The following is a 16,337-nucleotide window of genomic DNA, read 5'->3' on the forward strand; positions in this document are numbered from 1 at the left end:
CGTGCCACAGAAGAAACGAACTGACTCGTTGTGGAAGCCGCTCAAGCGATCCCGGTTGTATCCGATGGTGTGGCGTTCGCAGCGTCGACGGTGGCGGCGATCCGACGATGTGGCGTCACGCTTGCACTTGCTGTACTGGCAGCGGCGCGACGACATGCTCCCGGCCTACTTCGCGAAGTTTGACCAATACGAGTGTCCACAGGGGTTCAAGGCGGCACTGCGATGGTACGCGTTGGACGTCGGCCTGGATTCGCTGCGGCAGGTCAAACGCTATGGTTCCCTGATTCGCACCCGCACCGGTATGTCGCGATTGCGTCAGCTGTGGCAGGTTTTGTGGTGGTCGGCCAAGGTTCCGATGACGCCGAAGACTTACTACCACAACGAGATGTACCGGCCCGAGGTTCGCCAACGCTACAACGAGTTTTTGCACCGCCATGAACTCAAAGGGGTCCTGTATTTGCTAGCAGCCCCGCAAGAGAACCTGGCCGACATCGCTCCGTTGAACGACAAGTCGGCTTTTGCCGACAAGGCCCAGGCCGACGGTCTACCGGTCGTGGGTACCGTGGCGCTCATTGCCGAGGGTGACATCACCAAGGCCCCCGACCAGATACCGCGAGCGGACTTGTTTGTCAAACCACGAGGAGCCAAGGGCGGCAAGGGCGCGCAGCTATGGATATACCAAGAAGCACCGGACTCCTTCACCAATTCCAAGCAACAACTGACTGTTGAACGCTCACAGCTACTGGAGCATCTCAGCCAAGACGACGCTGACTGTGTGGTGCAACGACGGCTCATCGCACACCCCGAACTAGCCGACCTGACCTTGGACGCGGTGCCGACCCTGCGCCTGATCACCTTCACCAACGAATCGGGAGACTCCGAAGTGGTCGCCGGCGCGTTCCGTATGCCCGCCAAGAAAGGCGCAGTCGTCGACAACTTCCACGCCGGAGGAATCGCCGCGCCCATCGATGTGGACACTGGCACTCTCGGCCCAGCCATATCGATGAAGCTCGACCCCGCCGGTAAGCACTCCGCGCACCCGGTCACCGGGGCGGCCATCGACGGACGGGTCCTGCCCGGTTGGGAGGACATCCTTGAGGTGACTCACCGGGCTCACCAAGCTTTCGCACCCCGGGTCCTCGTCGGCTGGGACATTTGCATGAGCAAAGACGGTCCCATCCTGGTGGAGGGCAACGAACAGCCCGGCATCGACCTCGTACAGCGTCTTTCCGGGCAGCCACTGGGGACCAGTCGTTTCGGGCAGCTGTTGGCTCACCACATCGACGCACACCTCGCCGCCACCAAGTCGGCCTAAGCCCCACCGCGAAAGGATTCCGCCGTGACAGCAGCCGCTCGACCCACGCCCGGCAGCACTGCCGAGGAGTTGCGGATCGACAGAGTCAGCCTCATCCAGTACTCCGGGCTGTCGATCCACGCCCGAGTATTGAACCCGCCGCTAGGGTTCCTCCTCGGCATCAAGGGCACACGAGGCGGCGAGGAATTCGAAGCCTGGGGCGAGGCCGCGGTTCCCGGGCGCGTCACGGCCCAGACCTGGCGAGCGCTGCACGAGACCGCCGCCGAGCTGGAAGGGTCGACGATCTCACTGGGCACGTGGGCAAAGCAGCCCCGCCAGCACGCACGCTTCTCCCCGTGGTGGACGAAGCATCGCTTCAGCAACCGCAACGCATACCGCTTCGCAAACCTGTTGATCGAATCGCTGGCGCTGGAGGTACTGGACCAGACCGGAATCCTTGCCTCCCAAGGCTGGGCGGTTGACGTGGACGAGGTGGCGGCGCAGCGCCGCCACCTGATCAAACTCCCCACTAAACCCACCGAGGCCCACCGCCAACGGCTGCACGGCCTCCTAGGCCCCACCGACGAGGAGTCCGACGAAACGCGTGCCCCAATCTATCGGGTCGAATGCACCGGCAATGTTGACGCCGACCTCGCCTTGCTCGCCCACATGGCCGACACCGACACCCTGCCAGCGCAGCGCCCGACGCTGTGGCTGACGTTCACCAATCCACTCGCCACCGCCACCGCCGAAGCCTATGTGGACAAGCTTTCGGCACTGCAAGTCAGCACTCCTTTGACCGGGCGCGTCATCGTTGAAGACGTGTTGCCCGGTCGCCGTCCCGCCCAGCTGGTGCGACTCCAGAAGCGCGCCGACGCGGCCTTGAGCCACTCCGAGGCAACCTTGAGCATTGCCGCTCGGCGCGACATCAACAGCGCCGCCGCCCTCAAGAAGCTACTGCGCTCAGGCCACATCGATGTCATCGTCCTCGACCCCAACGAATGGGGTTCCTTTACCGCCTTGCGCGACGCCGCTACCTCGACCAAGGAAGCCAGCGCTAACGTGCAAGTTTGGCTCAACGGCTCCGGCTTCGGCTGCGTCCTCACCCGACGGCGCGAGGCACAGCTTTTCGCCTCCACCGCCCAACTGGACGGTTACTGCCTCGACGACACCGCCGACAAATGGTCCACATTCCAACCCGGATGGGACCCAGAGAAAGCAATCGCGCCCCGAGTCGGACCCCAACAGCGCATCGACCTGCTACAGCTGGCCCCAAAAATCGACAAGTACCTGTCACTACCCGCCGCCGGGCCCAGTAAACAACCGCAAGCCAACGACTTCTCCTCAGATTTCATGCCGGGCCTACCCACCGGCATGGCCAAACAATGGCACCTGGAAATGTCCGCCATGCAAGCCGGACTCTCCACCCGCCGGCTGGGCCGCCACCTCTTCCTCATCGAACAAGCAGGTCGCGAACCAGTCGGGTTCACCGAATCCCAGCCCAGCACCACCTCGATGGCCTCTCGCGCGATCGCCCGGGAAAAAGGCATCACCCGAGCCCTATTGGACCATCACGACCTGCCCATCGCCCCAGGTTTCCTGCACCCGGCCGGCGACCCCGACGGAGCCGAAAAACGCGCCCTGGAAATGGGGTTTCCACTGGTGGTCAAACCCGAAGGCGGCAGTCAAGGGATGGGCATCACCACCGGCATCAACAATGTCGAACAGCTTCGGCGCGCCTTCGAGGCGGTCGAAAACTCCCGCTACGCGGGCGCGGACCTCATCATCGAACGCCATGTCACCGGAGCCGACTACCGCATCATCGCCACGCCCGATGAGGCGCTGGCCGTGATTCGTCGCGACAATGCCCGGGTATGGGGTGACGGGCGGCGCACGATCGAAGAGCTGATCCTGGAGGCGAACACGCTACGGCGGCGCAACCCGAACCTGTGTCGTCGCTTGATCGACCCCGATCAGCACCTGTTCGACACCTTGGAGAAGCAGGGCTACACGATCGATGAGATCCCTGCGGCCGACGTCGAAGTGGAACTGTCCACGTTGGCTAACCTTTCGCAGGGGGGCACGAGCACTGAAGTGTTCGAGGAAACCCATCCGACGATTCTAGACCTGGCAGTGCGTGCCACCCGTAGTCTCGGCCTGCCCTTCGCCGGGGTCGACCTGCTCATTCCCGACCATCGTGTGTCCGTGCACGACCAGAGCCTCACCATCACCGAGATGAACCACAACGCCGCCGTGCTGCTGCGTTACCCGATGTATGGGCCGCCACGCGATGTGTGCGAAGCGCTGGTACGTCAGGCCGGTAAGCGCGCGGGCATGGATATGACGCCACGGCAAGAGACTCTCAACATCACCGTCACCATCACCGGGCACCTAGCCGATACTGGCTATGGCACGTGGTTTGCCAAAGCTGCGCGCGCGTTGGCGCTCAACGGTTCAGTGCGCGAGGCGGGTGACACCGTGTCCGCCCACCTTCACGGCGAAGCGATGCGTGTCACCGGGATGCTGTGCCTGGCGCACAAGGGCTCCAAACGGTCGCTGCCGGTGGAAATACACACCCAGCCCACACCCAGCGCCCCGCCACGTGGATTCACAATCGACCGATAAGGACGACATTGCCCATGTCAGAGACCGTAACCGGACCGACCGATTCCACCACGACACTCTCGGCGCTATTGGAGAATGTCGCCAGGAGTCAACAGCGCCCCAATTGGCGACTGCAACATGACTTGCTGGTGGTTGCCAGTGGCGAGGCCGAACTGATTTTCGCTGGGCTGTCGGGTCCAAGCGTGACAACATTCAATGTGCGGCTCAGCTCGAACCCGGCCTGGATGGCCCGCCATGTGAGTAACCACGGCATTGACGCCGTTCCGGCCATTCAGATCCCCGTCGGAGGCTTCGACCATCTGGCCCGTTTCTCCGAGCAGCATCCAGGGAATCTGGCCGCGCACTGGGAGATGTTTCCTCAGATGAACCACCAGCTGGGAGCGGACACGCTGTACCGGGATTGGGAAGCCTTCACGGCGACGCAGCCGGAATACTCCGGCGACGTGGTGGTTCAACTCGCGCCCACGACAACGACGGTGACCGTCGCCGTCGCGTTCGACTCCGCGATCATCGACCCCCAAGCCAGGGTGGACGACGACCAGGCTGCCCAACTGGTGGAGGTGGCACGTCGCGCCATCGACACCTTTCCGCACGCGGCCTATGGCCTCGTGGTGATGGAAAACATCGACCAGCCTCGGGTGCGCGGAGTGGACCTACAGTTCGCCGCTTGGGCCGAAGAGGCCCCAACCCCATGGGCGAGTGACATTGCCCAAGCGCTGCTCGAAGGGGAAATCAGTCAAGCTAAAGCTGGTTAGTGTCCTGCCGCTGAGGTTTCGCAGGCCCTACTGAGGGGCGCGCAGCTGGTGGACCAGGTGCCAACCAATCTCGTCTTCGGCGTGGCCGAAGTCGGCCGCGAACGAGTCGGGCTCGTTGCAACGCTGGGTCAGTTGTTTGACCACGTCCTTGAACTCCCCGGGATGGACCGGACGGGTCTGGTAGTTCGAACGACGGTTGTCCAACATGATGGGATACAGCCGCAACAGCGCGCTCCCATAGGAGAAAGTCAGCCGCGCGGCTAGACCGTAGGGTGGAACCTCCAGCTTCCGGTAGCGACCTGGGCTATTGAACACGAAGTTACCAATGCCGTGGATCACCCATGAGCCGTGAATCTTTTCGATTTCCTGCATCATGTGACTGCCGTGTCCAATGATGAGGTCGGCTCCGGCGTTCATCAGCTGTGCTGCCGCGGTAGCTTGTTTCTCCGATCGCCACTGATAGTCCCGCCGCCAATGTGGACATACCACGACGAATTCGTGGGGGTGGCTGTCTTTGAGGTTGTGGATTCGTCGAGCTAGAGAACCGGCCTTGAGCGGGGCCGAGCCGGGCCGGTCAGTGTCAGCGTGCTCGAATACCGTCTCAGTGAACTGGCGACCGCCCTGATAGGCGTTAAAGAGCCGCATCCGAAACTTTTCCGGCTCGCCCTCCCCCGCAGGTGGTTTCAGTCGGGCCTGGACTTGGAGAGGTTCCTGAGCTTCCTTAAGCGTACGTCCCGCGCCCACGGCCGGTATACCGTTGGCGGCCAAGGCGTTCAGAGTATCGAGCAGCCCCTCCTCGCCATAGTCAGCCGAGTGGTTGTTGGCTAGCTTGACCGCGCCGACTTTGTGGGCACTCAGGTGTTTGATCGTCTGGGTTGGGTCAGACTTGTGCAACCAGGGCCGCATTCCCTCCAATGGCGACTTCTCCCGCGTCGTCAGCGGTGTCTCGAGATTGGCCACGACAAGGTCGACCTTGTCCATGAGAGGTGCGACGGCCTCGAGGCAGTACTCATAGCCACGGTCCTTGAGAATATTGGTACGTCCCTTAAGCTCCCGGGACTCCTGATAGTTCTCGCCAAATGATGTGTCTCCGACGATCAAGAGATCCAACGACTCCCGCTCGCCCGCATACTTGATCGTCTTTGAGCTGGTGCTGGCCGAGGACGACGTCGAGCCGAGCAGCCTGCGTTTGATTCTGCCCGCAACCTGGCGCGGCAGCCCGACCAGTCTCTTTGTCGCCGATGGTTTCTTCGCCACGAGTACTCCCTCGCAAACTAATGGGTATGAAAAACCGACCGTCTCCCTGCTCTACTTCGCGGGCAACATAGCGGGGAACGGTCGGGCGAATCACTGCCATTGAGCGATCCGCCCGAGCACGACGATCGGCGAAAGTATAAGGACTCTTCGTCAGCGACGTGCAGTCGTTGTGAACATGCCCGTACATAACCGGACCGGCAGTCTCCTACCAGATGATCTCGAAGCCAGTTCCCTCGAACCGGTCGACATGGGTCGCGTCCACCGACGTCGGTATGGCATTGCGGCTACCTCGTGAGGCGAGGTAAACCAGCGCTGATACTGGGTCGGCTGGGCCGTCCAGATAGATAGTCACCTGGTTTTCCTCAGTGTTTTCCACCGTACCGTTGACACCGAACTCGGTGGCGTACTTGCGTATCCATCGACGGTAGCCAACGCCCTTGACCTTGCCTTCGACCACAAGCTTGAGAGAGAGATGGTCCAATTGTTTCTCTGGCAGCTCGATGCCATATTCCTTGGCGCACTGCTCAAAGAATAGCTTCGCGACCGGGGTCGGCACCCCCCACATCGGGTACTGGGCACTGCCGATAGCCGCGTGCGCGTTCAGTTCGATGACGGTGGCTTGCTGCTGGCTGATGGGCTTCTTGTGGTCCTCGATCAACATGTCCAAGCCACAGAAGCCCAAGCCGGGGACAGCGTCGACCGCCTTAATAGCGGTCTCCACAATGGATGGGTGAAGTTCGTGGGCCACCTCAAAGCTATCGCCGCCTTGAGACAGGTTGGCCGAGTTCGCCAACGTCACTACCTGGCCCTTGTCCGGAATGGAGCCAAAGGTGAGACCCTGTTGCTCCAGCTGGAACTTCATCGCATCGGAGAACACGATCGGGCGGCTGCGCAGGTGCGGGTTGAGCTTGCGGAGGCGGTTCTTGTATTCAGCAAGGTCGATGACGGTGTGGATACCGTCGCCGGTCACGGCGGCAGCTTCGCGGACCACCGCAGCGACGACTTCGCCGCCGATGACGACAATCCGATAGTCCTCGCCAGCCACATGCTGCTCGATGACGAAGTCATCGTCGCCCAACTGGCTCTTCGAGTACAGCTCGAACGCCCGCACCAGTTCTTCGCGGCTGCCAATGTTGGCAATGACACCGATGCCGCGCAGACCGGCCACCGGCTTACACACCACTGGGTAGCCAATACGGTCGGCGTAATCGAGGGCCTTCTCAAACTCACCAGCGGCAAAAACGCGGCCCCGTGGAACGGGAACGTCGACCCGCTCCAGCAGGCGGCGGGTGGCCTCCTTGTACGTACAGATTGACAACGAAACTCCGCTGGCGATCGGCGAGCGACCCCACTTGAAGTTCAACTGGTTGCCATTCTCGTCGCTGGCGATGAAGGTGCCGTTGGGGAAGCGAGCGGAATTCATTCCGTAACGCAATGCCTCCCGCTCCAGCAGGTGCCCCTTGGTGCCATCCTTGGGTAGGTGGCCAATGAACTCAACGTCGTCGAACGAGTTGGCAACGTCGCCATTGATCTGCGGCAACGGCGGTTGCGGCGAGCACGCGTAGTGAGCAAAGTGCTCGATGTGCTTTTCGTAGAAGTCATTGAGGTCGCCCGTGTACCACTGACCCGCGTTGGACTCACCGGACTTTGCGCCTGCGGCCAATTCGACAAGCCCAGTCAGGGCTGCCCGGATGGCGCTGATCCCGACGAGCTTTTCCGGGTGCAAGTGCGGGTCCAGCTGCGCGCGAATGCGCAACAGCGAGTTCACCGAGTCGCGGGCGGCGCGGCGAATCTTCTCATAAGCGCTGCGAGGTTGGCCCGGTAGGTCGTGTGAGGCCTGCTGAGCCTGCCTCTTAAGCCGCGCCAGCGCTGGTTCGACAATCGCATCGATACTGTTCGCGTTGCCAGCTGTCAGCTGCTTGCCAATAAGCTCGTCGAGCATCGACTGGACAACGTCCCACGACTGGCGGCTGTAGTGGAAGGCATGCAGAGGTAGACGCAGCGGGGCCTGACCAAAAGCGAGCAAATCGCCCTCGGACGTGACAGCCTGGAGGTTCGCCACCGCTATGGGGGTGCCTTCATTTTCGGGGTCAGAGATGAGCATTGCCCGGGCGGCGACGATCTCGATGCCGCCTTCGTTCAGGTTCTTGGAGTTCACTTCGGCCAGCCTCAGTTACTTGTTTGGGTCTCGACACAGTAGGCGCGGTCCTCTAGCAGCAGGCCCGCCATGAGCGATTCGGTGAGGCGCGCGACTCCCGCTGGGGTCCCTTGGGCTGTCGCGTCGATCAGCCCCTCGAGGTCGTCGGCGACTTCCGCCGAGCCAGTGACGTCGAATTGCGAAGCCACGGTGGCGAATTGTTCGGCGATCTTGCCGGGTTCACGGAGGCCTTCGATACGCATCCGCACCTCGACGGCGTCAGCCGCGGGGGCGAGCGTTAGGCGCGCTTTGCCAGCTTGGAACGCGACGAGTGCATCACCGATGCGGTCGCCCAGTCCGGCTGCGGCTTCGTCATAGGTTTCGGAGCGGATACGTTCGGAGACGTCGACGACGGCCCAGGCCTGATTGTCGACGGGCTTCCTGTGGTCGGTGATGACGATATCGACCGAACCTACGGCGAGACCTGGGATGCTGTCGACAGCCTGCAACGCTGCCTTGTGCAAGCTGGGGTCGATTGATTCGGAGATATCGGCCGAGCCTAGCCCGGTTTCCGGGTCGAGCAGGACGGCTATGGGGTCACTGCCGGGGCAGGCAAAGACTCGGACGTGTTCACCTTCGAGGTGTTTCTCCACCAGGATGCGGCTCTTGGCGGGGGCGATCTGATTACCCTCGTCATCGAGTTCAAAACCAAAGCGGGTGGTGGCGTAGCCGGACACGCGCGGATTGGATCCGGGAGACCGGTCCGTGGCGTCACGGCGGCGCAACGTGTTCACCGCGGCGTGAAACTGTTCGACCGAAGCGATGCCAGCGACAGCTTCGGCGGGGTTTTCGCCCTGCATTTCTTTGAGGACAACAGGGAAGCCCAGTTCTCCGGAGGCCCACTCAATAGCGCGATCGAGGCGGCGGTAGCTGAAAGTCTGCCCGGTGGGGACGGGGATTCCGGCGCGGCTGAGCAGGGCGCGACGCAGGCGGCGGTCGTGAGCGAAGGTCACCGCGGAGACAGTCGAGGCTTCGGGGACACCGTGGGTAAACGACATCGAGGAGGGGACGACCGTGGTCTCACCGGTCAGTAGCACCTGTCGCGGAAGCGCCAGGATGTTGAGGCCATGGGCGAGCGCGGCCCGATGGACCTGGTAGCCATCATGCAAATAATCTGGCATAGGCGCAGTGGCCTGGAGTTGCGTCATCTTTTTCCCTGGTATCAACGGATAACTGGTGTCAAAGGTTATAGAGAGCCCACAAAGCGAGGTTGGACTGCGAAACCAGTTCGACCGGGGGCCGAACCAAACTTATCAGGCTCAGACCGCTAGCCCGCACAAGCATAGTCAGGACTGAATCTTTCTCATAGTGACGGTTCAACAGGCCTATTTTCGCTGCTCACCTGTGTTTCTTTAGCCTGTTTTCCGCCCACATTTGAGCCGGTGCCCTTCCGCCTCCTCGCCGAGAGTGCCATGCCGAACCACGCATGACCGACCGTGGGATTTCAACCTATTTCACCGTATTTGACGGCTCGGCATTTTGAGGGCGTCTATCGAGCTCCGCTGCGAGGATGGCCTCAGCGACCCGGCGAAGGTGCTCACCATCGACTTGTTTGGCCCATTCGACAAACGTGACATCGAGACCCACAATGCCCACGTCGCATGCGTGGGCACTTTGGTCCACGAATGCCACGGTGAGGACGCCACTGGCGAGGCCGGGCAGAACTCTGATCGCCTGTGGAAGGAGAACATGAATCCGGTCGACCACGGAAGCCGGCAGATGTGACAACGGGGCGATGACCGTTCCCGCTACGACCGGTATTCGTTCTGTGGGCCACGGGTTGCCCTCGCCGACGGGCGGCGGGGTCATGGCCGGGATTTCGCGACTGGAGAGGAACCGTCGCAGCCACTCGGGGTTGCGGGCCATTTTCCGAGCCACAGTGCTGGTGGAGACGCCAGCGAATCCGTTAAATATGAGGCTGGCATCCCGATCGCATCGTATGAGGACAGAATCGAGACGTTCAACGTCGAGACCTCGGTCTCGGGCTGCCTGTTGGAGACTGCGCGACAAAACCTGCCGTATTTCCTTGTCGGATACGTTCGTCACAATGCCTCCTTACGGCTCGTGCGAGAAAGTACTCATCTGGGATTGCCAAGAGCCCTCAGAAGGCTCCATTTCACGGTGCGGCCGAGGACCGGTCACGATTTTCGAATCCAGGAGGTACGACGGTGCTGACAGGTTGAGTCACGATCTCCTCGGGCCGCCCTTTCGCAGGCCCTTTGAAAGACAGCTTGAGCAGGTTAAGGACCTTCATCTGCGGGCCGCTGACCACAGCGGCTATGTCATCCCCCGTCGAGAACACCCATCCGTCCAGCCCAAGTTCGGTGGCGACCTTTGTCAACCATTCACAGAACCCGACGTTACGAACATGGCCCGAAATTCGCATTTCGACCGTCATATCGCCGCTGACGGCTTCGGTCACCTCGATGCCCGAACGTTGCGCGGTCAATGCCACCAGCTCGGCGACCACATCGACGCCACGCCCAAACATGGGATACAAGTGACCCAACGTGCCAGGGGCATTGTTGACCTCGATGACAGATGACTCCTGCGATTCCAGAGGCTTACGGTGGTCCTCCAGAAAGAAATCAATGCCCGCATACGGCATCCCGACAGCCTGCACGGCACTGACACTGGCGTCCAAGATCGACTGGTGTGTCTGGTCCAACAGCTCGGTCGACACGCCCCCTTGGCTAATGCTGTCGGAGCGGGCCAACCAGACCTCCTGGCCGGATTTGGGGACCGACGAGAAGTCGAGTCCTTGCTCAGCTAGAACGTTGGCGACAACGTCGAACTTGAACCGGATACGTGACAGGTTGGGGTTGGAACGGCGGATCGCACCGGCCCACACCATGAGCTCGGCAACAGTGTGTCGACCGTTGCCGATGACAGCGGCTCGGGTGCGTTTCATGACGCACAAGACCTTTTGGTCGGTCGCGAACACTCGGTAATCGGAACCTTTGACGTGGCGCTCCACGATAATGCGCCCGCTGCCGTATTCGGACTCGGCTATGCGGTCGATCGCCTGGTGAAGTTGCCCCATGCTCGTGATGTTCGCAGTTACGCCGTAGCCCATGTGCCCGCGAGCCGGCTTGGCCACCAACGGAAAACCCAGCTTCTGCACCTGGCGCTCGAACGCGTCCACGTCGGCACGCAGTTGTCTAGCGGTGAGGGTGAACCCTTGGGGGACCGGAACGCCAGCCGCGCCCAAGATTGCCTTGGCCACGAGCTTGTCTTTGACGACCGTGCAGCTAGGAATGCTGACGTGGGTGGAGTCTGCTGCGGAGAACCCAATGGATGCTTCGTTTCCCGGCTGCTCGGCTAGCAGGAAACGGTTCGAGTAACGGCGGGTGGTGAGCCCATATCGCAGCGCCGCCAATTCAAAGTAGTACAGCTGCGGCAACCCGTGCGGAGCTCCAGGCATACGGTGGCCGCTATAGGTGTTGCGCGGCGCCGGGTAGGGCTCCTCAGCCGGTGGGTAAACCTCGAACCAATCGGTGACTTGAGCCAATGTCTTGAAGTCGATTTCACTCGACGCGGTGCCAGCGGCGATGACCGTCGGCCATTTTGCCCCGGCTCGATCGCGTAGCGTCGCTGGCTCTTTAGCCTCACCACAGGCGCGTGCCACCAACCGTTCAATAGCTTGGCCCACAGCGGCACCGGCTGGGCCGTCACCTGCCAGTTCATTCCTTTGGAGGAGGTTGCGCCCTCGTCTGGTCCACAGAATGTCGCGCAGGCCACGACGCAATGTCAGTTCCCCGCCCTCCAGCTGAGAAGCCGCTTTCCGCAACCGTTCCCACTCTTTCTCACGGTGAACAGGGGACACCATGGCTTCCCCGAATGACTCCACCGAGGAACGGCCTGATTTATCTTCACGATGGCCGCGCAATCGTATGAGTAGACCGAGTGGTGGGGAAAGCCCGTTATACCCGCTTTTGGGCCCGTCGTATCCGTATAGCTGCACTTCATCGATTCGCAGCGAATCAGCGTGCTTCCGACTTATCGACATCACCAAATGGTAACTCAGATATCTGTTCGATAAATTAAGGGTTTATTTCACAACTAATGCCCTGCTCGACGCTTTACCCTTCGGCCCGATGGATCGACTCCGTTAGGCTGATTCGACTTCGCACAGCCCGACCACCTCGAACGAAGTTGCCCAACCGGAGAACGGAGGCCGCCGGTACCCATGACCACAAGAATCACCCTCATTAGGATGGCGGGCCCCGCGCTTTCCGACGGCCAAGCAGCGCCCGTGATCTTCCTCGTGGGAACAGGTGATTCATGGGCAACAGTGCGCATATGCGACCCCGATGCCGCCGGAGAGGAAGAACGCAGCGGCAACCGCTGGCGGCATCTCAACCAGGTGGCGCGTCAGCTGACGGCTACCCGAAATGAATCGGACCCCGGCACTAAGGCACGACCGGGGACAAACTGCGGCCAGACCGCGCCTTTCGCCCAGTTCAACGCCCACGAGAACGACCCGCTGGCCATCTCACTACGCCGCAACCGAACAGCCACGCTGGTCTCCATAGCCACCGACGTGACCGGCTTCGCTCTCTGGCCCGCCCCCACCCGCGCCATCGAGCCGACACCGAACACGTTTGCCGATCCGCTATTGCCCGACCCTCGGTTCGCCTCCAAGCAGGCCACGCTGCGCGAACTGGCGGCCCTGCGGTTGGGATTCTCCACCCAGAAGTTCCACAACATTTGTCTACTCGCCTGGCAACCCACCACCGGAGCAGGCGTCAGCTACAGGGGTTTTTATAGTTCCGGCACCAATGTTCCCGCCGATGCGATCGCCCGCGACAAGGACACCTCGCGCAGATTCGCGCAACACCATGGCCTGCCCGTACCGGCCGGGGTCGCCTTGGATGAAAAGACAGACCCCGTCCAAGCCACCAAGCGGCTACGTTCCCCATTGGTAGTCAAACCCGCCCAGGGAAGTTTGGGAACGGACGTAACACTCGCGGTTCGAGACTCCACGCAGTTGCAAGCGGCGATTAAGCGAGTGCGGGAGGGCGCGTACGCCGCAAGCGGCGTCATCGTCGAAGAGCAGGTCGAAGGCAATGACTACCGTGTACTCGCCACCGCCGAAGAATGCGTGTCGGTCACCCGCCGCATCGCCGCTGAAGTCGTTGGCGATGGGAGCAGCAACATCGTGGAGTTGATCCTCGCGGCCAACGCTGTGCGCTCAGCCAACCCTAGACTGCGCGACTTTCCTCTCCGACCCAACGCCGAAATGGACTCGTTTCTGGCAACTCAGGGACACACCATGGAAACCGTTCCAGCTGTGAATGAGACCGTACGTCTTCTTCGAGTGGCCAATATCGGGCGTGGAGGAAGCAATATCGAGGTCATCGAGGAAGCCCACCCCTCGCTGGGCGAACTGGCCATGCGAGTCTGCCGCCTACTCACGTTGCCGCTCGTCGGGCTGGACGTGATCCTCAACGACCATCGACGCGACCTAGCAGAACAACGCCACAGCATCATAGAAATCAATAGCTCACCGGGGATGCTGATGCACCCCTTCCCGCTATATGGTCCCGCCTGCGACCCTTACGCGGTCGAATTGGCACGCCTCCTCGACCACGTTCCACCTAAGCAAAGCGGCGATCAGCTCACCACCCGTCTCAGCATCCGTGGACACGTTCAGCAAGTCGGGTACCGGGCGTGGTTTCTCAACCGCGCCCGAGACGCCAAACTGACCGGATGGGTCCGCAACACCCATGACCCCGACCAGGTTGAAGCCCTCATCAGCGGCCCGGCCCAAGCCGTGGCGTACATGGCTGGCTTGGCACTGCGAGGCCCCGCACCGTCCTACCCCAACGAAGTGATCACTCGCCCGGTCACACAGACGCCCCCAACCGACTTTCGCATCCTAGCGACCGGCCCCTGAGGTGGCGATATACGACAACACTGCTGCCAGTTCAGCCAACTCGGCGGCAATCGGCTCACCACAAAATGGCGATGGCCTGGAAGCCAGCCAAAGTATTGGGTACGCTCGCCGGTGCTCCGCGCCGAACGCGGAGCCCGACGGTCCTCCTCCATACCCGTCACACCTGCGCCCCTCCGAAACGGACGCAAATACGCCCTCGCGACGGCGAGAGAAGTTACATTCTCATAAAGCCGTGAACCTCGCACGGCACATAAACACACCACGCGCATCGAACGACGAACCACACCACAACAAAACCGGTGGCATCTCCTCGGGCGACTTCGTCGGCACCACCTGCGTAGTCACGCGCGAGGAAAGCCACCTAGCGCAACGTCGCGCCAGCCTCATCACAAACGTCCTAGCCGCCGCACCACCTGCTAGTTGCCTCGCTCCGGACGCAAACGCACCCATCCGATCGCGCCGTGGCTCCGAACCTAAAGCGAAGCCTCACCTCATCTGACGATCAGGAAGGACCTCCGAGTGCTATTGCAACGCACTTCACAGGCACAGCTGCATATCGAGATTGGCAAAGTCACCGTGGCCAGGGAGCCCATTGAGGCACAGCAGCATAGCTTCCATCGGCCTCGGCAGCGCCTCCTTACTGCCATCCACCTCTGTCTCGACGGAGTCACGCACAAATTTTGGGGCAGCGCGAACGTGGAACCAGACAGCGCCGACCGGGCATGGAACGAACTTGCCACAGCCGCCCAGCGGCTACCGGGCCAACAGATTGACCTACTGAGTTGGAAAGCCACTTCAACCCATCCGGCAGTTGCCGAAGCCATCAACAACGCGCTGGCGGCTTTCATAGAGGAACATCATCCAAAGCTGCGGCGAAAGGCTGCCGTCGGTAAGACTCGCGATCCGCTGGAGGTCAATGAACGAGCCCTGGCCACGTCGGCCACAGAGTACTTTCTCTATCCTCCGATGCGCGCTCTCGACGGGCCCGATCAAAACAACTTCTCGGCCCATTTGCTGCCCGGGGCGTGGAACGGACCGAACGGCAGCGCATTGCGGGAGATGACGGCCCTGCAAATGGGGTTGAATGTGTTGCGCCTGTCGAAAAATGTGGTCGTTATTTCCGCTCCCGACCATAACTTCACTCTCATGTTCGATCACGGACGTTCGCCGCTAGTTGGGCACGGGGCCTCAACGGTCGCAGTCAACAAGGGTTTGACCCGCAAGCTACTGATTCGGCGTGGCCTTCCCGTCGCTCCAGGTTTCACCATCTCCACCAACCGCATGGACGATGCTGTGCGCAAGGCCGAAGAGCTGGGTTTTCCCTTGGTGGTGAAACCAGCTAAAGGCTCCAAGGGTGACGGCATCACCACCCGCATCAACAATTGGGACGCCTTTCACAGGGCTTTGAAAGTCGCGTTGGACTCTGGCTTTAAGGGCAACCGAGTGGTCGTGGAACGGCATATCGAGGGGTCCGATTTTCGTTTCCTCTCCACCGGAGAAAAAGTGCTGTCGGTGGCGCGGCGTGACCGGGCCGCAGTGGTCGGTAACGGCGAGCACACGATTTTGGAACTGATCACTGAGCACAACGCGGGCCGTAAACGGGTCCCCTCTTGCCAGGGCATGTTGGTCAACCTGACTGCGGAACTGGAATCGTGGCTGTTCAAGCAGGGCCATAGTTTGGATTCGGTTCCGGAACGAAACGAGCGGGTCTATTTGGCGGGCGTGAACAATGTCAGTCACGGCGGCGTCAGCGTGGAGGTGCTCGACCAGACCCATCCGTCACTGATCGAGGCCGCGAACGAGGCGGTACGGGCCTCGGGGTTGAAGCTGGGCGGGGTTGACATGATCATCCCCGATCACCGGCTCGGAATCGATGAGCAGGAGCTGGCGATTACAGAGGTGAACGGGACACCCAGCTTTATCGGCCATTATTTCCCTAACTTTGGGCCAGGCCGTGACGTGTTCGAACACGAATTGCGTGCTCATCTGAGCGAGGCCGGGCTTGAAGCTCAAGCCCCCACCGAGAAGCTGTGCGTGCGGACCGCCGTCGGCGGCACTGTCACCGGTGTGGGGTTCCGTGAATGGTTGGCTGATATGGCCCGCCAGCTGGGAGTCGACGGCTGGGTGCGCCACGATGAATCACGACGAGGAATCGAGGCCGTTCTCTACGGTGACGCGACCGCTGTGTCGGTCTTGGTCAGGCGAAGCATCGAGGGACCTCAGGAGGCGACCGTGTTGGAAGTGTTCACCCAACAGCATTCAGAGCTCCCCAAGCCTGGATTTGCCGTCCTGGACACCTACTCGGTTTGA

The 16,337-nt window shown here is 61.4% G+C and carries 10 protein-coding genes; 5 read left to right on the forward strand and 5 right to left on the reverse strand.

The window, feature by feature from the left end:
• The first annotated feature begins 1 nt into the window (after nt 1).
• From JQS30_RS13705 to JQS30_RS13715, 3 genes are read left to right on the forward strand one after another with little or no spacing between them, the layout of a single operon-like run.
• Nucleotides 2-1,315 carry a sugar-transfer associated ATP-grasp domain-containing protein gene (locus JQS30_RS13705; RefSeq protein WP_213170806.1) on the forward strand — a complete coding sequence of 438 codons (1,314 nt, stop codon included), beginning with the start codon at nt 2-4 and terminating at the stop codon, nt 1,313-1,315.
• A gap of 24 nt (nt 1,316-1,339) precedes the next feature.
• Nucleotides 1,340-3,919 carry an ATP-binding protein gene (locus tag JQS30_RS13710; protein WP_213170807.1) on the forward strand — a complete coding sequence of 860 codons (2,580 nt, stop codon included), beginning with the start codon at nt 1,340-1,342 and terminating at the stop codon, nt 3,917-3,919.
• A gap of 14 nt (nt 3,920-3,933) precedes the next feature.
• Nucleotides 3,934-4,674, forward strand: a complete 741-nt coding sequence (locus JQS30_RS13715) for a hypothetical protein (RefSeq protein ID WP_213170808.1) — start codon at nt 3,934-3,936, stop codon at nt 4,672-4,674.
• Between the two features lie 27 nt (nt 4,675-4,701).
• Here JQS30_RS13715 and JQS30_RS13720 read toward each other — a convergent pair whose 3' ends face one another.
• From JQS30_RS13720 to JQS30_RS13740, 5 genes are all read right to left on the reverse strand, one after another.
• On the reverse strand, nt 4,702-5,931 hold the full coding sequence (locus JQS30_RS13720; RefSeq protein WP_213170809.1) for a CapA family protein: 1,230 nt from the start codon (nt 5,929-5,931) through the stop codon (nt 4,702-4,704).
• Between the two features lie 205 nt (nt 5,932-6,136).
• Nucleotides 6,137-8,089, reverse strand: coding sequence for an acylphosphatase (locus JQS30_RS13725; RefSeq protein ID WP_213170810.1), 1,953 nt, complete (start codon nt 8,087-8,089; stop codon nt 6,137-6,139).
• A gap of 11 nt (nt 8,090-8,100) precedes the next feature.
• Nucleotides 8,101-9,276, reverse strand: a complete 1,176-nt coding sequence (locus tag JQS30_RS13730) for an ATP-grasp domain-containing protein (protein WP_213170811.1) — start codon at nt 9,274-9,276, stop codon at nt 8,101-8,103.
• Between the two features lie 301 nt (nt 9,277-9,577).
• Nucleotides 9,578-10,174: a hypothetical protein gene (locus JQS30_RS13735; RefSeq protein ID WP_213170812.1), complete on the reverse strand. Its 597-nt coding sequence runs from the start codon at nt 10,172-10,174 to the stop codon at nt 9,578-9,580.
• Between the two features lie 70 nt (nt 10,175-10,244).
• On the reverse strand, nt 10,245-12,137 hold the full coding sequence (locus JQS30_RS13740) for an acylphosphatase (RefSeq protein WP_213170813.1): 1,893 nt from the start codon (nt 12,135-12,137) through the stop codon (nt 10,245-10,247).
• A 180-nt stretch (nt 12,138-12,317) separates the two neighbouring features.
• Here JQS30_RS13740 and JQS30_RS13745 point away from each other — a divergent pair, with 180 nt between their 5' ends.
• Together JQS30_RS13745 and JQS30_RS13750 are read left to right on the forward strand one after the other, a co-directional pair.
• Complete coding sequence (locus tag JQS30_RS13745; RefSeq protein WP_213170814.1) at nt 12,318-14,027, forward strand: acylphosphatase; 1,710 nt, start codon at nt 12,318-12,320, stop codon at nt 14,025-14,027.
• Between the two features lie 525 nt (nt 14,028-14,552).
• The gene (locus JQS30_RS13750; RefSeq protein ID WP_213170815.1) at nt 14,553-16,337 is read left to right on the forward strand and encodes an acylphosphatase; all 1,785 of its coding nucleotides are present in this window, start codon (nt 14,553-14,555) and stop codon (nt 16,335-16,337) included.

Origin of the sequence: Natronoglycomyces albus (genome assembly GCF_016925535.1) — a bacterium.
GTDB classification, from domain to species: domain Bacteria; phylum Actinomycetota; class Actinomycetes; order Mycobacteriales; family Micromonosporaceae; genus Natronoglycomyces; species Natronoglycomyces albus.

Excerpts from the sequence above, each read along its gene's own strand:
- JQS30_RS13730 (WP_213170811.1), bottom strand. The coding sequence starts at position 9,276 with ATGACGCAACTCCAGGCCACTGCGCCTATGCCAGATTATTTGCATGAT.
- JQS30_RS13715 (WP_213170808.1), top strand. The coding sequence starts at position 3,934 with ATGTCAGAGACCGTAACCGGACCGACCGATTCCACCACGACACTCTCG.
- JQS30_RS13745 (WP_213170814.1), top strand. The coding sequence starts at position 12,318 with ATGACCACAAGAATCACCCTCATTAGGATGGCGGGCCCCGCGCTTTCC.
- JQS30_RS13740 (WP_213170813.1), bottom strand. The coding sequence starts at position 12,137 with ATGTCGATAAGTCGGAAGCACGCTGATTCGCTGCGAATCGATGAAGTG.